Here is a 17,728-nt window from a genome sequence, read left to right on the forward strand (position 1 = left end):
TTATTGTGATTATTAATGAGACTTTTTCACTGATCTCGAGAACCGTCCCCGTCCTCTTACGTCCTCTTCAAAGCTGAGTGAAGCTCCTTGAGTGGTAAAATAAAAAAGAAGGAGGCTCCCGGACTGCACCTCTGAAAGCGAGTGCTTGTAGCGGAAATCATCAGTTCAATTTAACAGAAACAGCCAAAAATAACCACACGAAAAATAATGCAATGCACTAGATTTTTCACCTATATTGTTGAATAATTAAGTCTGCCTACATTTATAAGGCAGGCTTTTCCTGATAGATGTAAAATAAAATGTGCACTAAACGATCTCACACCATATATCGATGCATAATTTGAGAGGATTTTACGATGAATACTTCATTAGAAATGCTGATTCATTTATTTGAACGGGCTGCTTTGCTGTTGATTTGTTTGTTTTTTATGATTAGGATTCCAAGATTTAAGGAATCCCTTCAAAAAGATCGCCATTCTCATACGGAGCGGCTTGTTATTACACTGATGTTTTGTTTATTTGCTATTTTTGGAACCTATTCTGGGATCAATGTTGAAGGGTCATTGGTGAATATTAGGATTATCGCCGTTGTTTCGGGTGGTATTTTGTTTGGACCTTGGGTAGGAATCATTTCAGGCGTTGTCTCCGGCATCCATCGCTATTTGATTGATATTGGAGGAATCACCTCCATCCCTTGCTTAATCACAAGTATAATTGCGGGTATTGTTTCGGGTTATATTAATCGTAAAGTAAAGAGGTCGTTACGTTGGATATATGGGATCATTGCTGGGATGTTTTGTGAAGTATTGACCATGCTGTTGATTCTTACCATGTCAGAACCATTTTCACTTGGTTTGGATATCGTTTCACGGATTGCGTTTCCCATGATAGCAGGACAGGTTACCATTGGTCTGATTGTCTTACTGGTCAATAGTGTTGAAGGGGAAAAGGAAGCGATTGCGGCTAGACAGGCCAAATTAGCTTTGGATATCGCGAATAAGACTCTGCCTTATTTTCGCTCGATCAATTCTGAGTCATTAAGGAAGATTTGCAGTATTATAAAAAATGATATTAAGGCCGATGCTGTGGCAATTACGGATATTCATAATGTCCTCGCCTATGTTGGCTTTGGGGAAGAACGATATGAGCTTGGTCAGGAAATCATTAGTGATTTGACAAAAGAGGTGATTCGTACCGGGAAGTTCGTCATTCGAAATCAAATTGCGGATCACCATACACCCCAAATTCACTCTTTGCTGATTGTTCCTTTTGAGGAACATGGTGAGTTGACAGGCACACTCAAAATCTATTATCGCAAAGCAAATAAAATGACTTATTCGCTTCAGACGATGGCCATCGGACTATCACAGATTATTTCTACCCTTATGGAGGTTTCCCGTATTGAACAGGTAAAGGAAGCAGCGAATAGGGCAGAGTTGAAGGCGCTGCAAACAAAGATCAATCCGCACTTTTTGTTTAATGCCCTCAATGCGATTGCGGCAACGACCCGGAGGAATCCAAACAAGGCTCGCGAGTTGATTATCAATTTATCTGGTTATATGCGATACAATTTAGAGGTAAGTGACCAGTTGATTGACATACATAAAGAATTGGAGCAAGTCCGCGATTATGTAGAAATTGAGAAGGCCCGTTTTGGCAACCGTCTGACGGTAGAATATGATCTTGATGATGTGCATGTAAATATACCTAGCCTTCTCATTCAACCTATAGTGGAGAATGCTATTGTCCATGGCATCTTAAAGAATAAAGGTCCCGGTGTTGTTACCATTTCAGTCAAGAATTTGCGTGAAAAAGTAAGAATCAGTGTCAAGGATACAGGTGCAGGAATCAGCGAAGATGTCATCTACCATTTGCAGCATGATAGTGTACCAGCTAACAAAATCGGCTTGTATAACGTTCATCAGCGAGTGAAGCTGATCTATGGAAATGGTTTAGTGATTCACCGACTATCTCCAGGAACAGAAGTTTTCTTTGATATTGTAAAGGAGAATATATGAAAGCGATCATTGTTGAAGATGAAATTCCAGCTCGAGAAGAGTTGGAGTATTTAATCGAAGCCTACAGCGAAATTGAAGTGACTCATTTCTTTGAAGATGGTTTGGATGTGTTAAAATTTTTGCAAGAGCAAGAAACAGATGTAATCTTTTTGGATATTAATATACCATCCCTTAATGGAATGCTGCTGGCTAGTACCATTAGCAAATTTACCAAAAGACCGTATATTGTCTTTACCACTGCCTATAAAGAACATGCGGCTCAAGCATTTGAGCTTGAGGCCTTTGATTATGTCCTGAAGCCATATGATGAAAAGCGGTTGGCAGCGATGTTAAGCAGGCTTGAATCCGCCTATAAACGAGATCAGACTGAAGCGACAATCCAAGAAAGAAGCCAACATCCTCGGGGACAGGAAGTAGAGGTCCATGCAAAGGCTTCAAACCGAATCAATTTAAAAAAGAACGAAAAAATTATCGTGACCGATGTAAATGACATTTATTATGCGGAAGCAAGTGAAAAGGTTACATTGGTTTATACACAGCATGAGGTGTATACGATGCACATGAGTATATCGGAATTTCATGTTCTTTTACCGGAGGACATGTTCTATCGCTGTCATCGCTCTTTCACGGTTAACTTAACGAAAATCCGTGAAATTGTACCATGGTTTAATCAAACCTACATACTGCGTCTTAAAAATTTAAACGCCGAAATCCCTGTGAGCAGAAGTAAAGTAAAAGAGTTTCGACAAATTATGCAACTGTAATCTCCATTCATTCCGAATAATAAGCATCTCATTCTCATAACGATTTCCTCCTTTTTTTTGGTGGTATGATGATCACGTAAACAGGATAATTCATTATTTCTAATTATAAAATGATCATTATTATTGTTGAAGAAAAGGGGAGAACATCATGAAATCAAGCATGGATCGTCGATGGTTAATCGTAATAGGAACGATTATTGTACAAATGGGGTTAGGTACTATCTATACTTGGAGTCTTTTCAACCAGCCTTTAGTAGACCACTTTGGCTGGCAGTTAAATTCAGTTGCGTTGACTTTTTCAATTACCAGCTTAGCCTTGGCTTTATCAACGTTGTTAGCTGGAAACCTCCAAGATAAATGGGGAATTCGCCGCCTCCTTACTTGTGCCGGCATTGTACTTGGAGCCGGATTAATGATTAGTTCCCAAGTATCATCCTTGTGGATGCTTTATATTTTGGTCGGTGCTATTGTTGGTGCAGCAGATGGTACTGCCTATATCACTTCATTATCTAATTTAATTAAATGGTTCCCGGAAAGAAAAGGACTGATTTCTGGTATTTCTGTTGGAGCTTACGGTACGGGTAGTTTGATATTCAAGTTCATTAATGGGGCATTCATCCAATCAGTTGGAGTCACCCAAGCGTTCTTTTATTGGGGATTAATCGTCATGATTATGATCGTTGGTGGTTCATTTCTAGTTCGGGAAGCAAAAATAGGTTATGAGAACAATATTCAAAATGGTAGACTTCAAAAAGATTATACGGTTAAAGAAATGCTGAAAACGAAGGAAGCGTATCTCTTGTTTATCATTTTCTTTACAACGTGTTTGAGCGGATTATTCCTAATCGGTATTGTTAAGGACATCGGTGTTAAAATGGCAGGTCTGGATATTGCGACGGCAAGTAATGCGGTGGCATTAGTGGCGATTTTTAATACAAGCGGTCGTATTATTCTTGGGGCATTATCGGATAAAGTCGGCCGATTAAGAGTGGTAGCAGGTGCCTTACTTGTTACTACTGCAGCCGTTACAGTATTAAGTTTTGTTCAACTGAACTATGGGCTTTTCTTTGGAAGTGTGGCCGCGATTGCGTTTTGTTTTGGGGGTAATATTACGGTATTTCCAGCCATCGTAGCCGATTTCTTTGGTTTGAAAAATCAAAGTAAAAACTACGGAATCATTTATCAAGGCTTCGGTATTGGTGCCATCTCAGGTTCGTTTATCGCTGCCTCTTTAGGCGGATTTATCCCAACCTTTAAGCTTATTGCTGTATTAAGTATTGTTTCTGTCATCATCGCCATGATGTTAAAGGCACCGAGCAATGGGAAACCAAAAACGAAGGATAAAAGGAATGCCGGTAACATTCCTAGCTTTACACCAGATACACGAGCAAGTTAATAGAGTAGCCCTCCAATTGAAATAGTGGAAACAAAAAAAGGCAGATTCACTTTGCCTTTTTTTGTTTGCCTCAAGCAATTAATAAGGTCAAAATCAAGTATTGCCGTTCTTAGAAAGCCGCTTTAATCTTTGACTATATGTTTCCATAGATATGGCGTATAAGGATTAGATTAGTTTAGTACGATTAAAAGTGATTACGGCCATCGAAATGTACCAGTAATGACATAATATTTACCGATGAATGACAGGGAATTTACAACCGAATGACAGCTTTTTTTACCAGATTGAATATTCCGTTTAAATCAAACAACCGTCTCGAAAAAAATAAATACTTATCAAGGACTAATTGAACATGTATCTCGGATGAAAATCAACCTCCTACAATGAGATAACAATGATTATTCAGTGATCTTCAGCAAACGGGCCATATAATTGAACAACACCTTTAAAGAATACTGGGGATTTTTGTTAAAATAAAGATGAGATTATCAAGTATTGCACTTAAACTATCGATGCAGTTTAGTTAGATAAACTTTCATGCATATTCAACATCAAAAACCATCCTTTTAATATTAAAAGCGGATGGTTTTTTAAGATATTTTATATAAAGTTTTTCTAACAATAAATCCGATTATTATTCCAGGAAAAACAAATAACATTGGGAGCCAAACAGGACCTAATAACGCTCCAAATATCGTTAAGCTTGAGGAAAAAATCAGTCCAATAGTTACAAAAAACGCTGCGAACACATACGGAAGAAAAGAAGTGGGATCTTTCTCTCCGCATGCATCTTTCACCGCATCCCACATAGAAAAAAAATATAAGCAAGGATAAAACATCAGCCACTGATAATCGGCATGTTCTATTGCATTTCTAATTCCAATCCTTCCATGAAAACTTAGAAAGATGACTTGATTAAAATTGGCTTGTACATTAATTAGGAATTCAAGAATCAATAGAATGGTACCTTTAAAATATTTTCCGTTTAAAAACTGCCCAAACCCAGGTAGTGCGATACTCCACATAAGTTTTTCAAGTACACTCTTATTCATATATTCATACCTAGTAACATTGTTTTGTTATTTTTCTTTTGCAATTTCTTTTCTATTAGGAGCAAGTGGTGGTTGTTCTAACCACTTATTTTGGATCATAATAGTAAACCACTTTTTTGTGACCATTAGAGTTTTTAGGATGATGCTTTCATAAGCCATTACGAGGTCTGTTCGCATGGCTGATGCTAAACCAGTCCCATGATATATTTGTGAAGCTTGATACAAGAATCCAATGTGATACAACATTAGCTTGTCGGAAAAAGGAGAGTCCGTTGAAGTTGTCACTTCTGTTTCCCACGACCTAGGTACGGGTAAATTGTCGGTGTGCATTATTTTTGAGAAGGCTTGTATTTGTTCATCAGCCGTTTTCTCGGAATCCTCTAAAAACTTTCTTACTTCTTTTGTTTGAGTAACTTGGCTGAATGCGATAGAAAGTGTTTTAGCCATAATACTTTTTTTAAGGTTGAAAGATATACTGATGATTTCTGTTGCAGCTAAACGTCTCCCTTTTCCGAGGAACCCGTCTTTGAAATCTTGGCTAGTAATAAGTTCAGGGTTTTTAGCAGGATAAAATAAAGGGTCTCGCTGAAAGTTCCCCTTCTCAAGCAATAAGTCAATTGTTTGATGGTACATCCTTTTTGCATCATTATCACATGAATCGTAAAAAAGCCGTAAGTCCTTTCTTACAGAAACACCTAATGAAGTTGAGTGTCCTAGCAAACCATGTAAAGTCATGACATGTAAATAATTTAAGCAAAATATGTCAGTGAACAATCTTGTTGCCCCTTTATTGAGGTCAGATTCAGTAAATCCAATTGGTACTGGAAACCCTTCCTTCTCAATAAACGAAACAAGTTGTTTCTTTTGTTGTTCGAACGTTTTGATAGCATCCTCAAAAATGGTTTTTATTGACTCGTCCTCAATAATAGAGAACATATACCTATTTACAACATCTGTCATTGTTCCATTTACATACTGGCCCCACAGTGTTCCTATTTCGGAAGAAGTGAGTTTTAAGTTATTCTTATCCACATGATCACCTCAAGAATATTCTTTTCATTTTCAGAAGGGGATATTCATTATTTCCATTAATATTACAAAAAAAGGCAAGCATAATAATATGCTCACCTCTTTCTTACAACATTGCGAAATAGACAATACTTTTAGAATCCTCAATACTTAAGTTAAAGATGGCATTCTTAACAAACCCTTTTATCTAAAGGTCATATTACTAATTCGGAATGCTACCTTAATACTCAAAATAATTAAGGCTGAGAATAAACTTAATAGAGTCATCAAAGTATATCCCTCCACATTGAAGTTTAGTGTTAAATGATAACACTAAGGTTATTGTCAATCTGAGTAAAAAATTTATTCTGTAGAATGCACTTGATGATTATGTAATAGAAGAGAAACTATTGTTCAACTAAAAGGGGCGATAGTTGAAGAAGAATTAAGTGTTTTAGGAGCGAGGTCATATTTTAGTTCTTCCATTAAAGGGCGCTACTCTTCAATTAGAAGAGTCTTTTTTTCTGGATTTGATTACCAGAAAAGTTATGTAAAAACAATTGGTTAGGTGTACAGAAAATATATAGAGCTTTATTGAATGAATAAACTTGAAGAATGGATATTGTTAAGGAGTGACGGAAATGCCTGTTATCACGGTCAAATTGGCTAAAGGAAGAACCACAAAAACAACAGTTTGTTGAATCTATTACCAAAGAAGCTGTTAAAACTTTAAAGGTAAATGAAAAATGGGTTACTGTAATTTTTGATGAATATGATAGAGATAACTGGGCTTCAAACGGACAACTACATTCACTTAAATTTGGTGAGGGGTTCGGGAAAAAAGGAACAGAAAATTAATTTTTATTTAAGAAACGGGCGCGAAAATGCAACAACTTGGACTGTTAATTTTAGCAGTCCATTTTTCTGGCCTTTAATCGATTAAAGGGCAGGTTTGTTCAATAAGAAGTGACAACAGGAATGTATATTTACTGTAAAATAAAATTAGACCTATTAATATCCCAAAAAATAAAGTTATACAAATAACCGAGGATAAATGCACATTAGTAAAATATTGTAAAGTAAGAAAATCTATATAATACACAGATAAATAGGAATTTGGTGATTTGGATGTTTGATACAAGTTTGATGGAACTATATAGAATTATTTTAAAAATACTGATGTGGGTATTGATTGCTGGCTTTGGGTGTAATTTCGTGATGCAGACGATAAGCTATTCCTTTTATAAAAGTGCAAAAAAAATGAAAGAGATATACTTCACTCCTGAGTATATTCAGTTTAGCGAAAAACTGTCGGGTTATGGTTATAATCTTATAAGTGAATCTGATAATATTATTCTATTTTATGGCGGTTCAAATTATATTGCTTTTAATTCTGTCGGATGCTTTGGTGGAAATTTTGATTGTCCATTTATATCTGCTGATTTCTATGGAAGTCAGAATAGTAAAGGCAAAATGAATTTAAAATCTATGAAGAATACAGCAATAGATTTATATGATTGGACAAAGATTAATTATCCTGATAAAAATATAGTTGTTATGGGACATAGTTACGGAACAGGAATAGCTGCTTATCTTGCAAGTGTAAGAGATTGCGAAAGCCTTGTTCTTATGGCTGCATATCGTGATTTGTCGGATTTATATAACAAGATTATTCCGATTTTCTGGGGACCTACCAAAGTATTTATTTCAAATGATATTAGACTGATTGATTATGCTCAAAATGCAATTTGCAATACCTACATAATCGGCTCAAATTCAGATAAAACACTAAATGCAAGCCTACAACATAAAGTAAAAGATTGTTTTGCAAATGCACAGATAAAGATATTCGATGGTATAAACCACGAAAACTATCTGAGGAATGAGCAAGTGATAGAATTTATAAACGAGATACTTCAGTAATTTACAAATTCCTATTTGTCGATGAGATTATGAGTATAATCTGTATTTGTAGTTTTTCTATATCGAATATTGTGAAAGGTTTTACATAAAGTAACAGGGGCTTATCTTCAATAAGATCTTCCGCAATCGGGCGCAATCCTTGTATAAGGCATTGTGTCTTTTTTAGTTATCATAGTGAACTTAATAAAAAATTTATTTGTTATGTAAGGCTTAATTGACTCTTATTGCGAAGGAGTGACAGAGAGAAGATATGAATAAAGCAAAAGGATCCCAAAGGGACCCTATAGATTAGGAAATCCTTATAGACAGTGGCAAAAAGGAAGTGTAATCACTGATTATTAACTATTTCTTGTCGTTATCTTTTCTTCGTAACCCTAAAAGACCTGCCAAACCAAGTAAACCAATCCAACCCCAATCGGTATCGTCATCATCACCACCGATATTATCGTTATCAGCAGCTAAATGAGTTACTTTGCCATTAGTGTGATTGAAGAAGTCTGAGATGGAATTTTGAGCATATCCAGTGGACATCCCGAAAAGCATTACAGTAACCAATATGGCACAAGATGAATATAGAAGTTTTTTTAACACAGTTTTTCCTCCTTTCATAATTAATAATGCTAGTGTTTGTATTACATAAATAATTATTCAGGAGGAGCTTGAGTACAAGGAGAGAAACAAACTTAATGAACAGTACGATGAAAATATTCATTAGCTTATTCCAGAAAAGGGCGCTTTCCTGTAATAAGGATCAGCGCTTTTTTCATTTTAGGGCCATTTAATAGAGCAACACCTTTAAAGAAAATAGATACCTATGATATTAAAGTTTAGAAGGGATTGTGAAAGTGTGTACTTAAAGTAACGGGCAGGTTAATAGAATTAATATGGTATAATTTGTATATATGGATTTCGAAAAGGAGGAAGACAGTCTTGATTTCTCTAATGAACCATCAAATTATTTTTGTACCAGTTCTAATGATATTATTTCTCTTGGCTCTTGCTCTTAATAAAAAGATATGGCTGTGTTTATCCGCAATCGGGCGCTTTCCTATAATAAGGAAAGTGCTTTTATCCATTTTAGGGCCATTTAATTGAATAACACTTTAAAGAAAATTGGATAATGTATGGTAGAGCTTAGAAGAGATTGTGAAGTTTTGTACTTAAAGTAACGTGGCAGTTTAGTTGAACAAGGAATGATAAGGTCTGCAAACGGTAGGAAAGATATTTTGTATTTGAGGGTTTATATTTTTTTATTGCAAAGAATAAGAACAGGAGGTGATAAATATGAATAATGAAGAAAACAATGGCATTCACTTTAGGTATAAGGACGACCCTATTGTGAAGCCACCAGAGGGCCCACCCCCCCCACCATTTGTGGATCCACCAAAGGGCCCACCCCCCCCACCATTTGAGAAGCCACCAGAGGGTCCACCACCCTCTCCATTTCCGAAAGGCGGAAATTAATTTGGTGATGGAAGTGGATTGGGTGTTCCCGACAGAGAATTTGGTGGAGTTATTGTGTTCTAGTAGGGGATGATATCCCTGCTAAACCATCAGGAAGTACCGAGCTAGATTTGTTCCAATAAAAATAATGTTTTTTAGACTTTTAGGTAGGGTTGTAGCTGATAAGGCTCAGCCCTACTATTTTTCTCATATATCCAGGAAACGGTTCATAATTTATTAAAATGTGTGAGCAACGATAAATATAGGTTTCTGAGGCAACCCTTTTTATTCTTGAACAAATAGCAAGATTGTGAAGTTTTGTACTTAAATTAACGGGCGCATTTCTGCAGCAAGAAATGCGCTATTCTTAATGATTGGGCCAGATTGTTTAGCAACGATAAGTAAGAGAAATGGATATTGTGAAGAAATGTACTTAAGCTAAAGAAGCAGATTAGTTTAGGAACAATCCCGTTTTTACCATAAGAAATTTAATATTGCTTATTTCTATTTATAATAAGATTTTTAATAAAAATTTATAAATTGCCCATAATAGTAAGTGAATTCTTATTATGGGGGTATGTATGGATAAATATGAAAAAATTAAGCAAGCAAAGACTTTATTACATGAACTCGTGGTAGAGGATTGGAAAACGAGTGGTGATGGACATACTTAAACTGTTTGGTTCATCCTTTCTGTACAAATAAGAGAATGGAAAGTTAGCATATAGGAATGTTATAAAAGAATTTTTAGGGAGGGGCTTTTTAAAATCATGGAAATAAAAAAATTAACGCCAGCAGAAATCTCTAATCTTTGGACTTCCTATGTAGCAAATACGATGGGAGTATGGGTTTCTCGTCACTTTATAGCAACAACACAAGATCAAGAATTGTTAAAAATGCTTAAGTTTACCGAAGAAATTGCGATTAAGGAGTCAGAACAATCGAAATTATTCTTAATAGAAGCTGGACAACCCCTTCCACAACCATTTGATGAAAATGATGTAAAAATAAATGCTCGCCCTCTTTTTACAGATCACTATGTCATCCTTCTGAAATATGGATTGGTCCAAGCAGCTAATACAGTGAATTCTCTATCGTTAAATACTTCATCCCGTGGTGATATCCTTTCTTTTTACAAAATGTGCCTTGAAAACTCATCTGAACTACTAAGACAATGTATGAATCTTATGCAAAACAAGGGGTTACAACACCCTGAAATTCACATTCCCACCCCAGACCTGGTAGAAAAAGTGGATTCACAAAATTTTTTGTCAGGTTTGTTTACTGATACAAGACCGCTAAATGCACTCGAAATAGGTCAAATAGTTCATAATTTTCATGCGACTGAGATCCATAAGGAGTTTATCAGTGGGGCTGCACAGGTTACTAATTCTAAAGAGCTGAAAGAGCATTATCAACGCGGGGTTGATATTTCTGATAAACAACTTGAAATATTTCAATCAATTCTTACAAAAAATGGCTTGCCCAAACTGCCAACATGGGAAACTGAAATCCTTGATACAACTGCTTCACCTTTTTCTGAACGGGTTATGCTTTATAAACACGCTGCATTAACATCACAGGCCTCTGCACGATATGGAGCTACATTGTCGAGCACAACAAGAAAGGATATTGGAGCACACTTTATGCGCTTAATGGGGGAAACTCTTAAGTATGGTGAAGATACTGCTAATCTCCTGATTAAATACAAATTTTTGGATCAATTACCGATGGCGAAAGGGCAGTAACTAGATCCTATTTAGTTAAGTTTTTTATCTAACACTATTCCAAAGATATTTTAGGATGAATAATGAATAGAAACATTTTCTTCATCATAGGAAAATGACATCAAAATAGAGTATGCGAAAGTGAAAAACAAATAACTGACATTAATGATGATTTAATATGGCAATTGAGAATGGGTGGTAAGAAAAACCCCTTACAAGTGCCGACCGAGAAAGGTAGTACACCCACATCATCAAATCTATTACATTAAGAAGGATAATTTACATATGAAAAAAGAAAAGCCTAAAAATCATGAGGCTTTACTTTGGAGCATTGCATTACCAGGGTTTGGCCAGTTTTTAAATGGAAGCGTAATAAAGGGCATAGCATTTATTATTTTAGAGTTTCTAGTAAACGTTCAAAGTAATTTCAATTTAGCAATCATGTATTCATTTACAGGCGAAATAAACAAAGCCATTGAAATAACTGATTTTCAATGGCTTATGTTTTATCCCTGTTTATATATGTTTGCGATGTGGGATGCTTATCGAGAGGCAAACGGAAAAATAAATTCTTTTTCTTACATTCCCTTTGTTGTTGGTGCTTTTTTTTTAACAATCGGTTTAATGTATTCGTCAAAACTAAAAATATTTGGGGTGATTTATGGACCGGTTTTTTTACCTATGCTTTTTTTTATTCCAGGAATAATTATGGGTATTATTATTTATAAGTCCATTTTAAAAACATAATGCAATAATTCGTTCCAAATGGATACTTTGGTACTGGGTTAGGAAATTGATCTTCCGCAAACGGGCGCGAAAATCGAGCAACTATGGACTGTTTTTAAGCAGTTCATTTTTTTCTTTGTCTTTAATCAGTCATAGGGCAGATTAGTGGAACACTACTTACCAGATTATGTTAAAATTGTCTTATTGTTTTATCTTGGAGGCGAAAATATGAAGCGAATGTCATTTGAACCACCAACAGACCACTATGATGAACAGATAGAGGCAATAGATGAACAAATATGTAATTTAATTAAACAATGGAAGGATCTTTCAAATAATAATCCTGGTTTTCCCACTAAACAACTTATTACAAATTGGGCAAAAGAGTATAATTTTTATGAGGATTTTCTAAACAGTGTTTTTGCGGATTTCTTAAACGAAGAGATATATAGACCTATTGTAGAGCCAAAAGGATTTCTTAAAAATATACCGTTATTAAAGTCGTTTGAAAAAGATAATAAATTTTATTCAGTAACATTTGTACGTCAGTTTGAAAACGCAAGTGTAGTTCATTTGAATATTGACAGAATCTCTTCTGATGAAATGTTTGAATGGCATCAGCGAGAACATACCTATTTTGAACTCTCAATAGTAGGAGAAGGAACTCATTATGACTGTCGAAACGAAGGAGGGGGAGGCTCCAGAGGACATGAATCTTTTACATTCATCGTATCGCCATCTTTACCCGACGATATTTCTAAATATAAACTAGTCTTTAAAGAATATAAAGTACCATTCCAAAAACCAACGGGTTATGAATTTGTTATATAAGTGGGCAATTAATTTATATAATTAACCACTCATATCCTTGTTCAAGAATCGGGCGCACTTCTTTAATAAGGGTGCGTCTTTTTTGAATCAGACCAGTTTATGGAGTAACGAAAAAAAGCCCAATTTCTAAATCTTAATGTTGAAATTGGGCTTTTCAATATTGGAATTGATGAGCCTTTCGCCTGTTTTTCTGTAGGAGGGTAAACACGCGAAACAGGACCTTTGATAGGTCTTGGGTGCTTTTTTGTATCGAATGAAACAGTAATAAAAAATAATCTTTGATGATATAAATGGCTTTATATTCGCTGAGTTCTTGTTTTTTCTTGGTAAGTAATAGCTGCCTCATTTGAAACATGGTGGAAGAACAAAGTAGGATGGCAATTAGTTGACCATAGAGATGACATTCTAATCGTTCTTTTTTAATCTCTTTACAATGATCGATTTCAAAGAAGGATTTCCATGTTTTAAAAAGTAATTCGATTTGCCATCGTAATAAGTAAAGATCGTGAACGTGTTCCGTTGGAACATCTTCGGGTGGTGCATTGGTTATGTATACATTCATCGCACTCAATCGTTTACTCCGTTCCTTCATAACAATTCCTTTCTTTTTCTCCTTTAACGCTTGATTTCCCCTCCGTTTTCTCGTTTGTTAATCCGTCAGTCTGTGGATAATGACTCTAGCTGGCAATTTTTGATACTGCCCGATGTAAGCGTCAGATATTTCATAGGTTTGCCCCGGTTTTAATTGATTCATAATTTCGATCATTTTGTTTACCTGGTCCTGAGTGAACGTGCATAAATTGGCCACTAAGAAGATCATATTCTAATTGAATCTTTACGCCAGCTGTATGGCTACTCCCTCCAGATCCTTGATAAGCTGGGGCAAACACATCTGGAAGTTGAAAAGTAGTAGAATCCATGATTCGTATACGCTGAAACCGAGTGGCATAACAATGAGGAAGAATATTAGAGGAATATAGCTTTTGAGTAAACAAGGAAGTGAATACATGTCGTAGAAGCTTGACAGCAGATGGATTAAATCGTTGGTTGAGTCCTTCAGGACTAATCAAGACACCCGTTGAAGATTCTAAACAACTACATAATTGTGCTAATGAAGTATGAGCTACTTTTTGGCTCAACCATACGCATAAAGCAACCAAATCTTGTACTCGGTACTTACTTTTTCGTTGTACAAATCCTATCTCCTTAGCTAGTTGTTCTAGAGCTTGTGGTGACCTATATCGATGTAATTCCTGTGAAAAAAAGTAAAGCTCCTCAGAGATGGAAAGATTCATAAAAAAACACCATCCTTTCGTATAGTTCTACAAAAAGAATAGCGTTTTCCTTGTTTAGGGGATATGATTTTTCCTCAGCTGATGGCTTAAGCTAAAATGTGACCGCCTTCTACATGAAGAACGGTTCCAGTCACGAAACTATTTTGAAGCAAGTATAGCACACTTTGTGCAACATCTTCAGCTCTTCCTATTCGTTTCACAGGAAGTATGTTTTCAACCGTAGCATAGAAATGATTACGAGTTTCTTCTGGCATTTTACTGCGGGAAGGTGTATCAATTATACCGGGTGAAACGGTGTTCACTCGGGTCGGAGCAAGTTCTAATGCCAAGGTCTTTCCTAGATTCGAAACGGCCGCATTGACTGCACCTAGAATTGACGAACCAACCATCGATTTATAGGCTACAACCCCAGAGAATAATATGATTGAGCCGTTTGGTAAAATTTTCGGAGCACCGTATTTTGCTGCATAATATTGTCCCCAAAATTTGTTTTCAAACAGTTGTCGGGCTTGGGCTGTATCCGTTTGGAGGAATGACCCGCCGGATGTTTCTGCCGCGCTCACCACAAGATGATCGAACTGGCCGATTTTTTCAAAGAAAGACTGAACTTGCTGTTCTTGTGTTGTATCTAGCGTAAAAGCCGTAGCCCTATCTCCTAGCTGCTCTTTTGCATTCCGTAATTTATCTTCGGAACGGCTGGCAATGATTACTTCTGCCCCTTGGGCTATAACCTGTTTAGCTGATTCCAAACCAATCCCAGAGCTTCCACCGATAATTACAACTTTTTTATCTTTTAACATGTTTTTACCTCCACATGATTTTACTTAATAGATTAAAAATTCAATACCTCTTTCAGATGTATATCAAGTTCGGATACAAATTTTTCAACCTTCGGATTTTTGATTACATCATAGCTAGTAAAACTCTTTAAAGGTTTCATTCCGAGGAATTTCTGTATACGATGTAAATGGCTTAATGCCTCTTCTAGGCTGCTCCCTTCAAAAAATTGACTTGGATCGTTAAATGCTTTTTCAGGAGCATTCCAGGTAGTCGAAAACATATATTTCTTTTCGGTCAATAAACCGCCTCTTCCATACTGATCAGCACCCTTAAAAAATAAACCATAAGCATAAACTTCATCCATATACGTCTTCAGTAAGCCTGGAACACTAAACCAATAGATAGGTGTTTGATAAATAACAATATCAGCCCATAAAAATTTTTGTTGTTCTTCTTCGATTTTATATCCATTTTGAATAATTGTTGTTTTTATATTGTTCTTTTCACTTAACAAACTGACCATTTTGTCCATCAATGTTTGGTTCAAATTCCCCTCTGCTGAACTATATTTCTGATGACCGTTAATAATAAGTATATTTTTCATCTTTTTTCTAGCTCCTTTAATTCTGTAGTCTCTTTAAAAACTCTTAGGTGTTCAATTTTCAGATACTACTCCCAGCTGTTGCATTAATGTAAGATTATCCTCTAAGTGCCAATCCTCAACGACTTTTTCATACCTGATATGCAAAATATCAATGGCAAAGAAATGAACAGGCTTTCCGGTTGGCGTTTTTCCCATAAACTCACCTTTGTATGTCCCGTTGAATGAGAGACGAGCTGTTACCTTGTCAGCGGATACCACTAAATCCTCAATAGCACACTGTAAATCAGGAACATCTTTACGAAAGTTGCGAGAAGCGAAGGCCAGTTCCTCCGGATTAATGTGAATACCACCAAAATAGCAGCTAAGAGTGCCAGCATTCCAACGAGGGAAGGCATCAGCTTCCAATCCGACAGCTTACCGCCAATCGTATTGCCGATCGTCATTCCTATGCCGAATATAAGTAGTATCGGGGTGACTGTACCTGAGTCAAATCCCGTGATATCCGTCAATATGGGAGCGATATAGGTAAATGCCGTGAATACACCGCCGAACCCTAGCACCGTCATGAGTAAAGCGAGCAATACCTGTTTGTTGCGAAGGGCGCGAATTTCTTGACGATAATTCGAGATAACCTCTCCTTGGATATGTGGAACGAGCCAAGCAATCCCGATGAGAGATACGATGCCCAGAACCGTTACAATCCAAATGTAGCGCGCCATCCCCACATTTGCCCAATAAAGGTTCCAAATGGGACACCAAAGATATTAGCCAACGTGAGACCAGCAAACATCATTGCAATGGCGCTTGCTTGTTTTTCACGAGGAACGAGACGGGTTGCCACGATAGAGCCGACACCAAAGAACGTGCCGTGCGCAAAGGAAGAAAGGACGCGGGCGGTCATCAGAACTTGATAATTGGGAGCTACAGCTGCCATTAGATTTCCTGCAACGAAGATCAGCATCAAACTGAACAGCAGCAACTAACGTGACAAACGTCAGGTAAATGCGGTGATAATTGGACCGCCGATTGCGACGCCTAGCGCGTAGCCGGTAACCAATAACCCTGCTGCGCTTAAGGTAATATTCAAATCGTTTGCTACATCCGGAAGAATACCCATGATGATGAACTCTGTGGTACCGATAGCAAAAGCACTGATTAAGAGAGCAATGAGCGCTAACGGCAGTTTGTTTCGTTGATTTCTCGCACTAATTTTGATCACCTCCTCAATATAGGGATGGAGTAATAGGTTCATCGATATTATATATGTAGTAAATTCAATTATGGAAGTAGTGATATTTAATTCATAAAGTTTCCGAAAATATACTATTGTGATATGATGAGGTAAATTAGTCAAAAAATTTTAGGAAGGATGTTTCAGATGAGTGTTATTGAGCCGGTCGTGCTGACCAAAGGAGTGCCAGGTGAGCCTTGCCCCATTGCTAAAACGCTTGACGTGATTGGGACTAAATGGACCTTTTTAATTATTCGTGATCTGCTTATTGAAGGAACGATGCGATTCAGCGACCTATTGAAATCAATGAATGGAATTAGCCCGAAAACACTTTCACTCCGTCTTAAGGAACTAGAAGATCATGGGATATTGAAAAGAAAGGTATTTCCAGAGGTCCCCCCTCGTGTGGAATATACGTTAACGGAAAAAGGAAAACGATTGGAAAGTATTTTCATTGAATTAAAGAGATTTGGATTAAATTTATAAAAGATCAAATATGGATCATTCTTTAAATTTGGGTGAGTTAATTATGATCCATATCAGAAATTCTTTGATTTATGGAGGACAATCGAATCAGCTATGGATAGTTAATTCCAGCAGACGAATTTAATGACTCGGCTTGGTGTGAAAGTTCAAGTTGAAATCGAGGGTATCCATTTAATCCTTGGGGGAATATGAGTAGGAAAAAAATAAACAGGCCACTTAGTGGCATTTTATTACCATCAAGTGACCTGTTTTAACATAATGCTGGCTGAATTCCCTACCCATCAAGCAGATAATTTGAAGTAATCCCAAAATGAAAATTTATATCTCTACAGTAATTTATGAGAATTCAGCTCATTTTTTACGTTTTGGGGAACAAGAAATTTCTTACCTTGATGGTCATGGGGTTAAGACCATATTTTAGTTATTCCATAAAAGGGCGCTTTC

The 17,728-nt window shown here is 36.5% G+C and carries 16 protein-coding genes and 2 pseudogenes; 9 read left to right on the forward strand and 9 right to left on the reverse strand.

Annotated features, from left to right (window positions below; all coding sequences use genetic code 11):
• Nucleotides 1-356: 356 nt before the first annotated feature.
• The 3 genes from B1NLA3E_RS09930 (at nucleotide 357) to B1NLA3E_RS09940 (ending at nucleotide 4,178) form a co-directional block, all read left to right on the forward strand.
• On the forward strand, nucleotides 357-2,018 hold the full coding sequence (locus B1NLA3E_RS09930; protein WP_015593709.1) for a sensor histidine kinase: 1,662 nt from the start codon (nucleotides 357-359) through the stop codon (nucleotides 2,016-2,018).
• Nucleotides 2,015-2,782, forward strand: coding sequence for a LytR/AlgR family response regulator transcription factor (locus B1NLA3E_RS09935; RefSeq protein WP_015593710.1), 768 nt, complete (start codon nucleotides 2,015-2,017; stop codon nucleotides 2,780-2,782). Before B1NLA3E_RS09930 ends, B1NLA3E_RS09935 begins: the two co-directional genes overlap by 4 nt.
• 148 nt (nucleotides 2,783-2,930) lie before the next feature.
• Nucleotides 2,931-4,178, forward strand: coding sequence for an L-lactate MFS transporter (locus B1NLA3E_RS09940; RefSeq protein WP_041580440.1), 1,248 nt, complete (start codon nucleotides 2,931-2,933; stop codon nucleotides 4,176-4,178).
• A gap of 590 nt (nucleotides 4,179-4,768) precedes the next feature.
• Here B1NLA3E_RS09940 and B1NLA3E_RS09945 read toward each other — a convergent pair.
• Nucleotides 4,769-5,230 carry a hypothetical protein gene (locus B1NLA3E_RS09945; protein ID WP_015593712.1) on the reverse strand — a complete coding sequence of 154 codons (462 nt, stop codon included), beginning with the start codon at nucleotides 5,228-5,230 and terminating at the stop codon, nucleotides 4,769-4,771.
• A gap of 27 nt (nucleotides 5,231-5,257) precedes the next feature.
• Nucleotides 5,258-6,262: a DUF3231 family protein gene (locus B1NLA3E_RS09950; protein WP_015593713.1), complete on the reverse strand. Its 1,005-nt coding sequence runs from the start codon at nucleotides 6,260-6,262 to the stop codon at nucleotides 5,258-5,260.
• A gap of 681 nt (nucleotides 6,263-6,943) precedes the next feature.
• On the opposite strand from B1NLA3E_RS09950, the gene B1NLA3E_RS23860 reads away from it, so the two are divergent.
• A complete protein-coding gene (locus tag B1NLA3E_RS23860) occupies nucleotides 6,944-7,096 on the forward strand; it encodes a tautomerase family protein (protein WP_236619658.1) in 153 nt (50 codons plus the stop codon).
• Nucleotides 7,097-7,366: 270 nt separating this feature from the next.
• Nucleotides 7,367-8,161 (forward strand): alpha/beta hydrolase, encoded by a 795-nt coding sequence (locus B1NLA3E_RS09955; protein WP_015593714.1) that lies wholly within the window; start codon nucleotides 7,367-7,369, stop codon nucleotides 8,159-8,161.
• A gap of 342 nt (nucleotides 8,162-8,503) precedes the next feature.
• Here the strand turns inward: B1NLA3E_RS09955 and B1NLA3E_RS09960 are convergent, their stop codons facing one another.
• Nucleotides 8,504-8,752, reverse strand: coding sequence for a WGxxGxxG family protein (locus B1NLA3E_RS09960; protein ID WP_015593715.1), 249 nt, complete (start codon nucleotides 8,750-8,752; stop codon nucleotides 8,504-8,506).
• 1,622 nt (nucleotides 8,753-10,374) lie between these two features.
• On the opposite strand from B1NLA3E_RS09960, the gene B1NLA3E_RS09970 reads away from it, so the two are divergent.
• The 3 genes from B1NLA3E_RS09970 to B1NLA3E_RS09980 all read left to right on the forward strand — a co-directional run bounded on the left by B1NLA3E_RS09970 (nucleotide 10,375) and on the right by B1NLA3E_RS09980 (nucleotide 12,888).
• Nucleotides 10,375-11,352 (forward strand): DUF3231 family protein, encoded by a 978-nt coding sequence (locus B1NLA3E_RS09970; RefSeq protein WP_015593716.1) that lies wholly within the window; start codon nucleotides 10,375-10,377, stop codon nucleotides 11,350-11,352.
• A 264-nt stretch (nucleotides 11,353-11,616) separates the two neighbouring features.
• A complete protein-coding gene (locus B1NLA3E_RS09975; RefSeq protein ID WP_015593717.1) occupies nucleotides 11,617-12,078 on the forward strand; it encodes a membrane protein in 462 nt (153 codons plus the stop codon).
• A 207-nt stretch (nucleotides 12,079-12,285) separates the two neighbouring features.
• Nucleotides 12,286-12,888 carry a hypothetical protein gene (locus tag B1NLA3E_RS09980; protein WP_041580442.1) on the forward strand — a complete coding sequence of 201 codons (603 nt, stop codon included), beginning with the start codon at nucleotides 12,286-12,288 and terminating at the stop codon, nucleotides 12,886-12,888.
• Between the two features lie 160 nt (nucleotides 12,889-13,048).
• Here the strand turns inward: B1NLA3E_RS09980 and B1NLA3E_RS09985 are convergent.
• The 6 genes and pseudogenes from B1NLA3E_RS09985 to B1NLA3E_RS25605 all read right to left on the reverse strand — a co-directional run.
• Nucleotides 13,049-14,183 (reverse strand): annotated as a pseudogene (locus tag B1NLA3E_RS09985) (IS4 family transposase); the annotation flags it as partial.
• A gap of 86 nt (nucleotides 14,184-14,269) precedes the next feature.
• Entirely contained in the window at nucleotides 14,270-14,983 is a 714-nt protein-coding gene (locus tag B1NLA3E_RS09990) for an SDR family oxidoreductase (RefSeq protein ID WP_015593720.1), read from the reverse strand.
• Nucleotides 14,984-15,015: 32 nt separating this feature from the next.
• The gene (locus tag B1NLA3E_RS09995) at nucleotides 15,016-15,567 is read right to left on the reverse strand and encodes an NAD(P)H-dependent oxidoreductase (protein ID WP_015593721.1); all 552 of its coding nucleotides are present in this window, start codon (nucleotides 15,565-15,567) and stop codon (nucleotides 15,016-15,018) included.
• Nucleotides 15,568-15,618: 51 nt separating this feature from the next.
• Nucleotides 15,619-15,897, reverse strand: a pseudogene (locus tag B1NLA3E_RS10000) (ester cyclase); the annotation flags it as partial.
• Nucleotides 15,825-16,286, reverse strand: coding sequence for an MFS transporter (locus tag B1NLA3E_RS25885; protein ID WP_328285149.1), 462 nt, complete (start codon nucleotides 16,284-16,286; stop codon nucleotides 15,825-15,827). The gene B1NLA3E_RS25885 and the pseudogene B1NLA3E_RS10000, both read right to left, overlap by 73 nt.
• Complete coding sequence (locus B1NLA3E_RS25605) at nucleotides 16,262-16,501, reverse strand: MFS transporter (protein WP_051120141.1); 240 nt, start codon at nucleotides 16,499-16,501, stop codon at nucleotides 16,262-16,264. The genes B1NLA3E_RS25885 and B1NLA3E_RS25605 overlap by 25 nt, the downstream gene beginning before the upstream one ends.
• 444 nt (nucleotides 16,502-16,945) lie before the next feature.
• Between B1NLA3E_RS25605 and B1NLA3E_RS10010 the strand changes: the two genes are divergently transcribed.
• Nucleotides 16,946-17,284, forward strand: coding sequence for a winged helix-turn-helix transcriptional regulator (locus B1NLA3E_RS10010; protein WP_015593724.1), 339 nt, complete (start codon nucleotides 16,946-16,948; stop codon nucleotides 17,282-17,284).
• The last annotated feature ends 444 nt before the right edge of the window (nucleotides 17,285-17,728 follow it).

This window comes from Bacillus sp. 1NLA3E, assembly GCF_000242895.2.
Classification (GTDB): Bacteria; Bacillota; Bacilli; order Bacillales; family Cytobacillaceae; genus Bacillus_BU.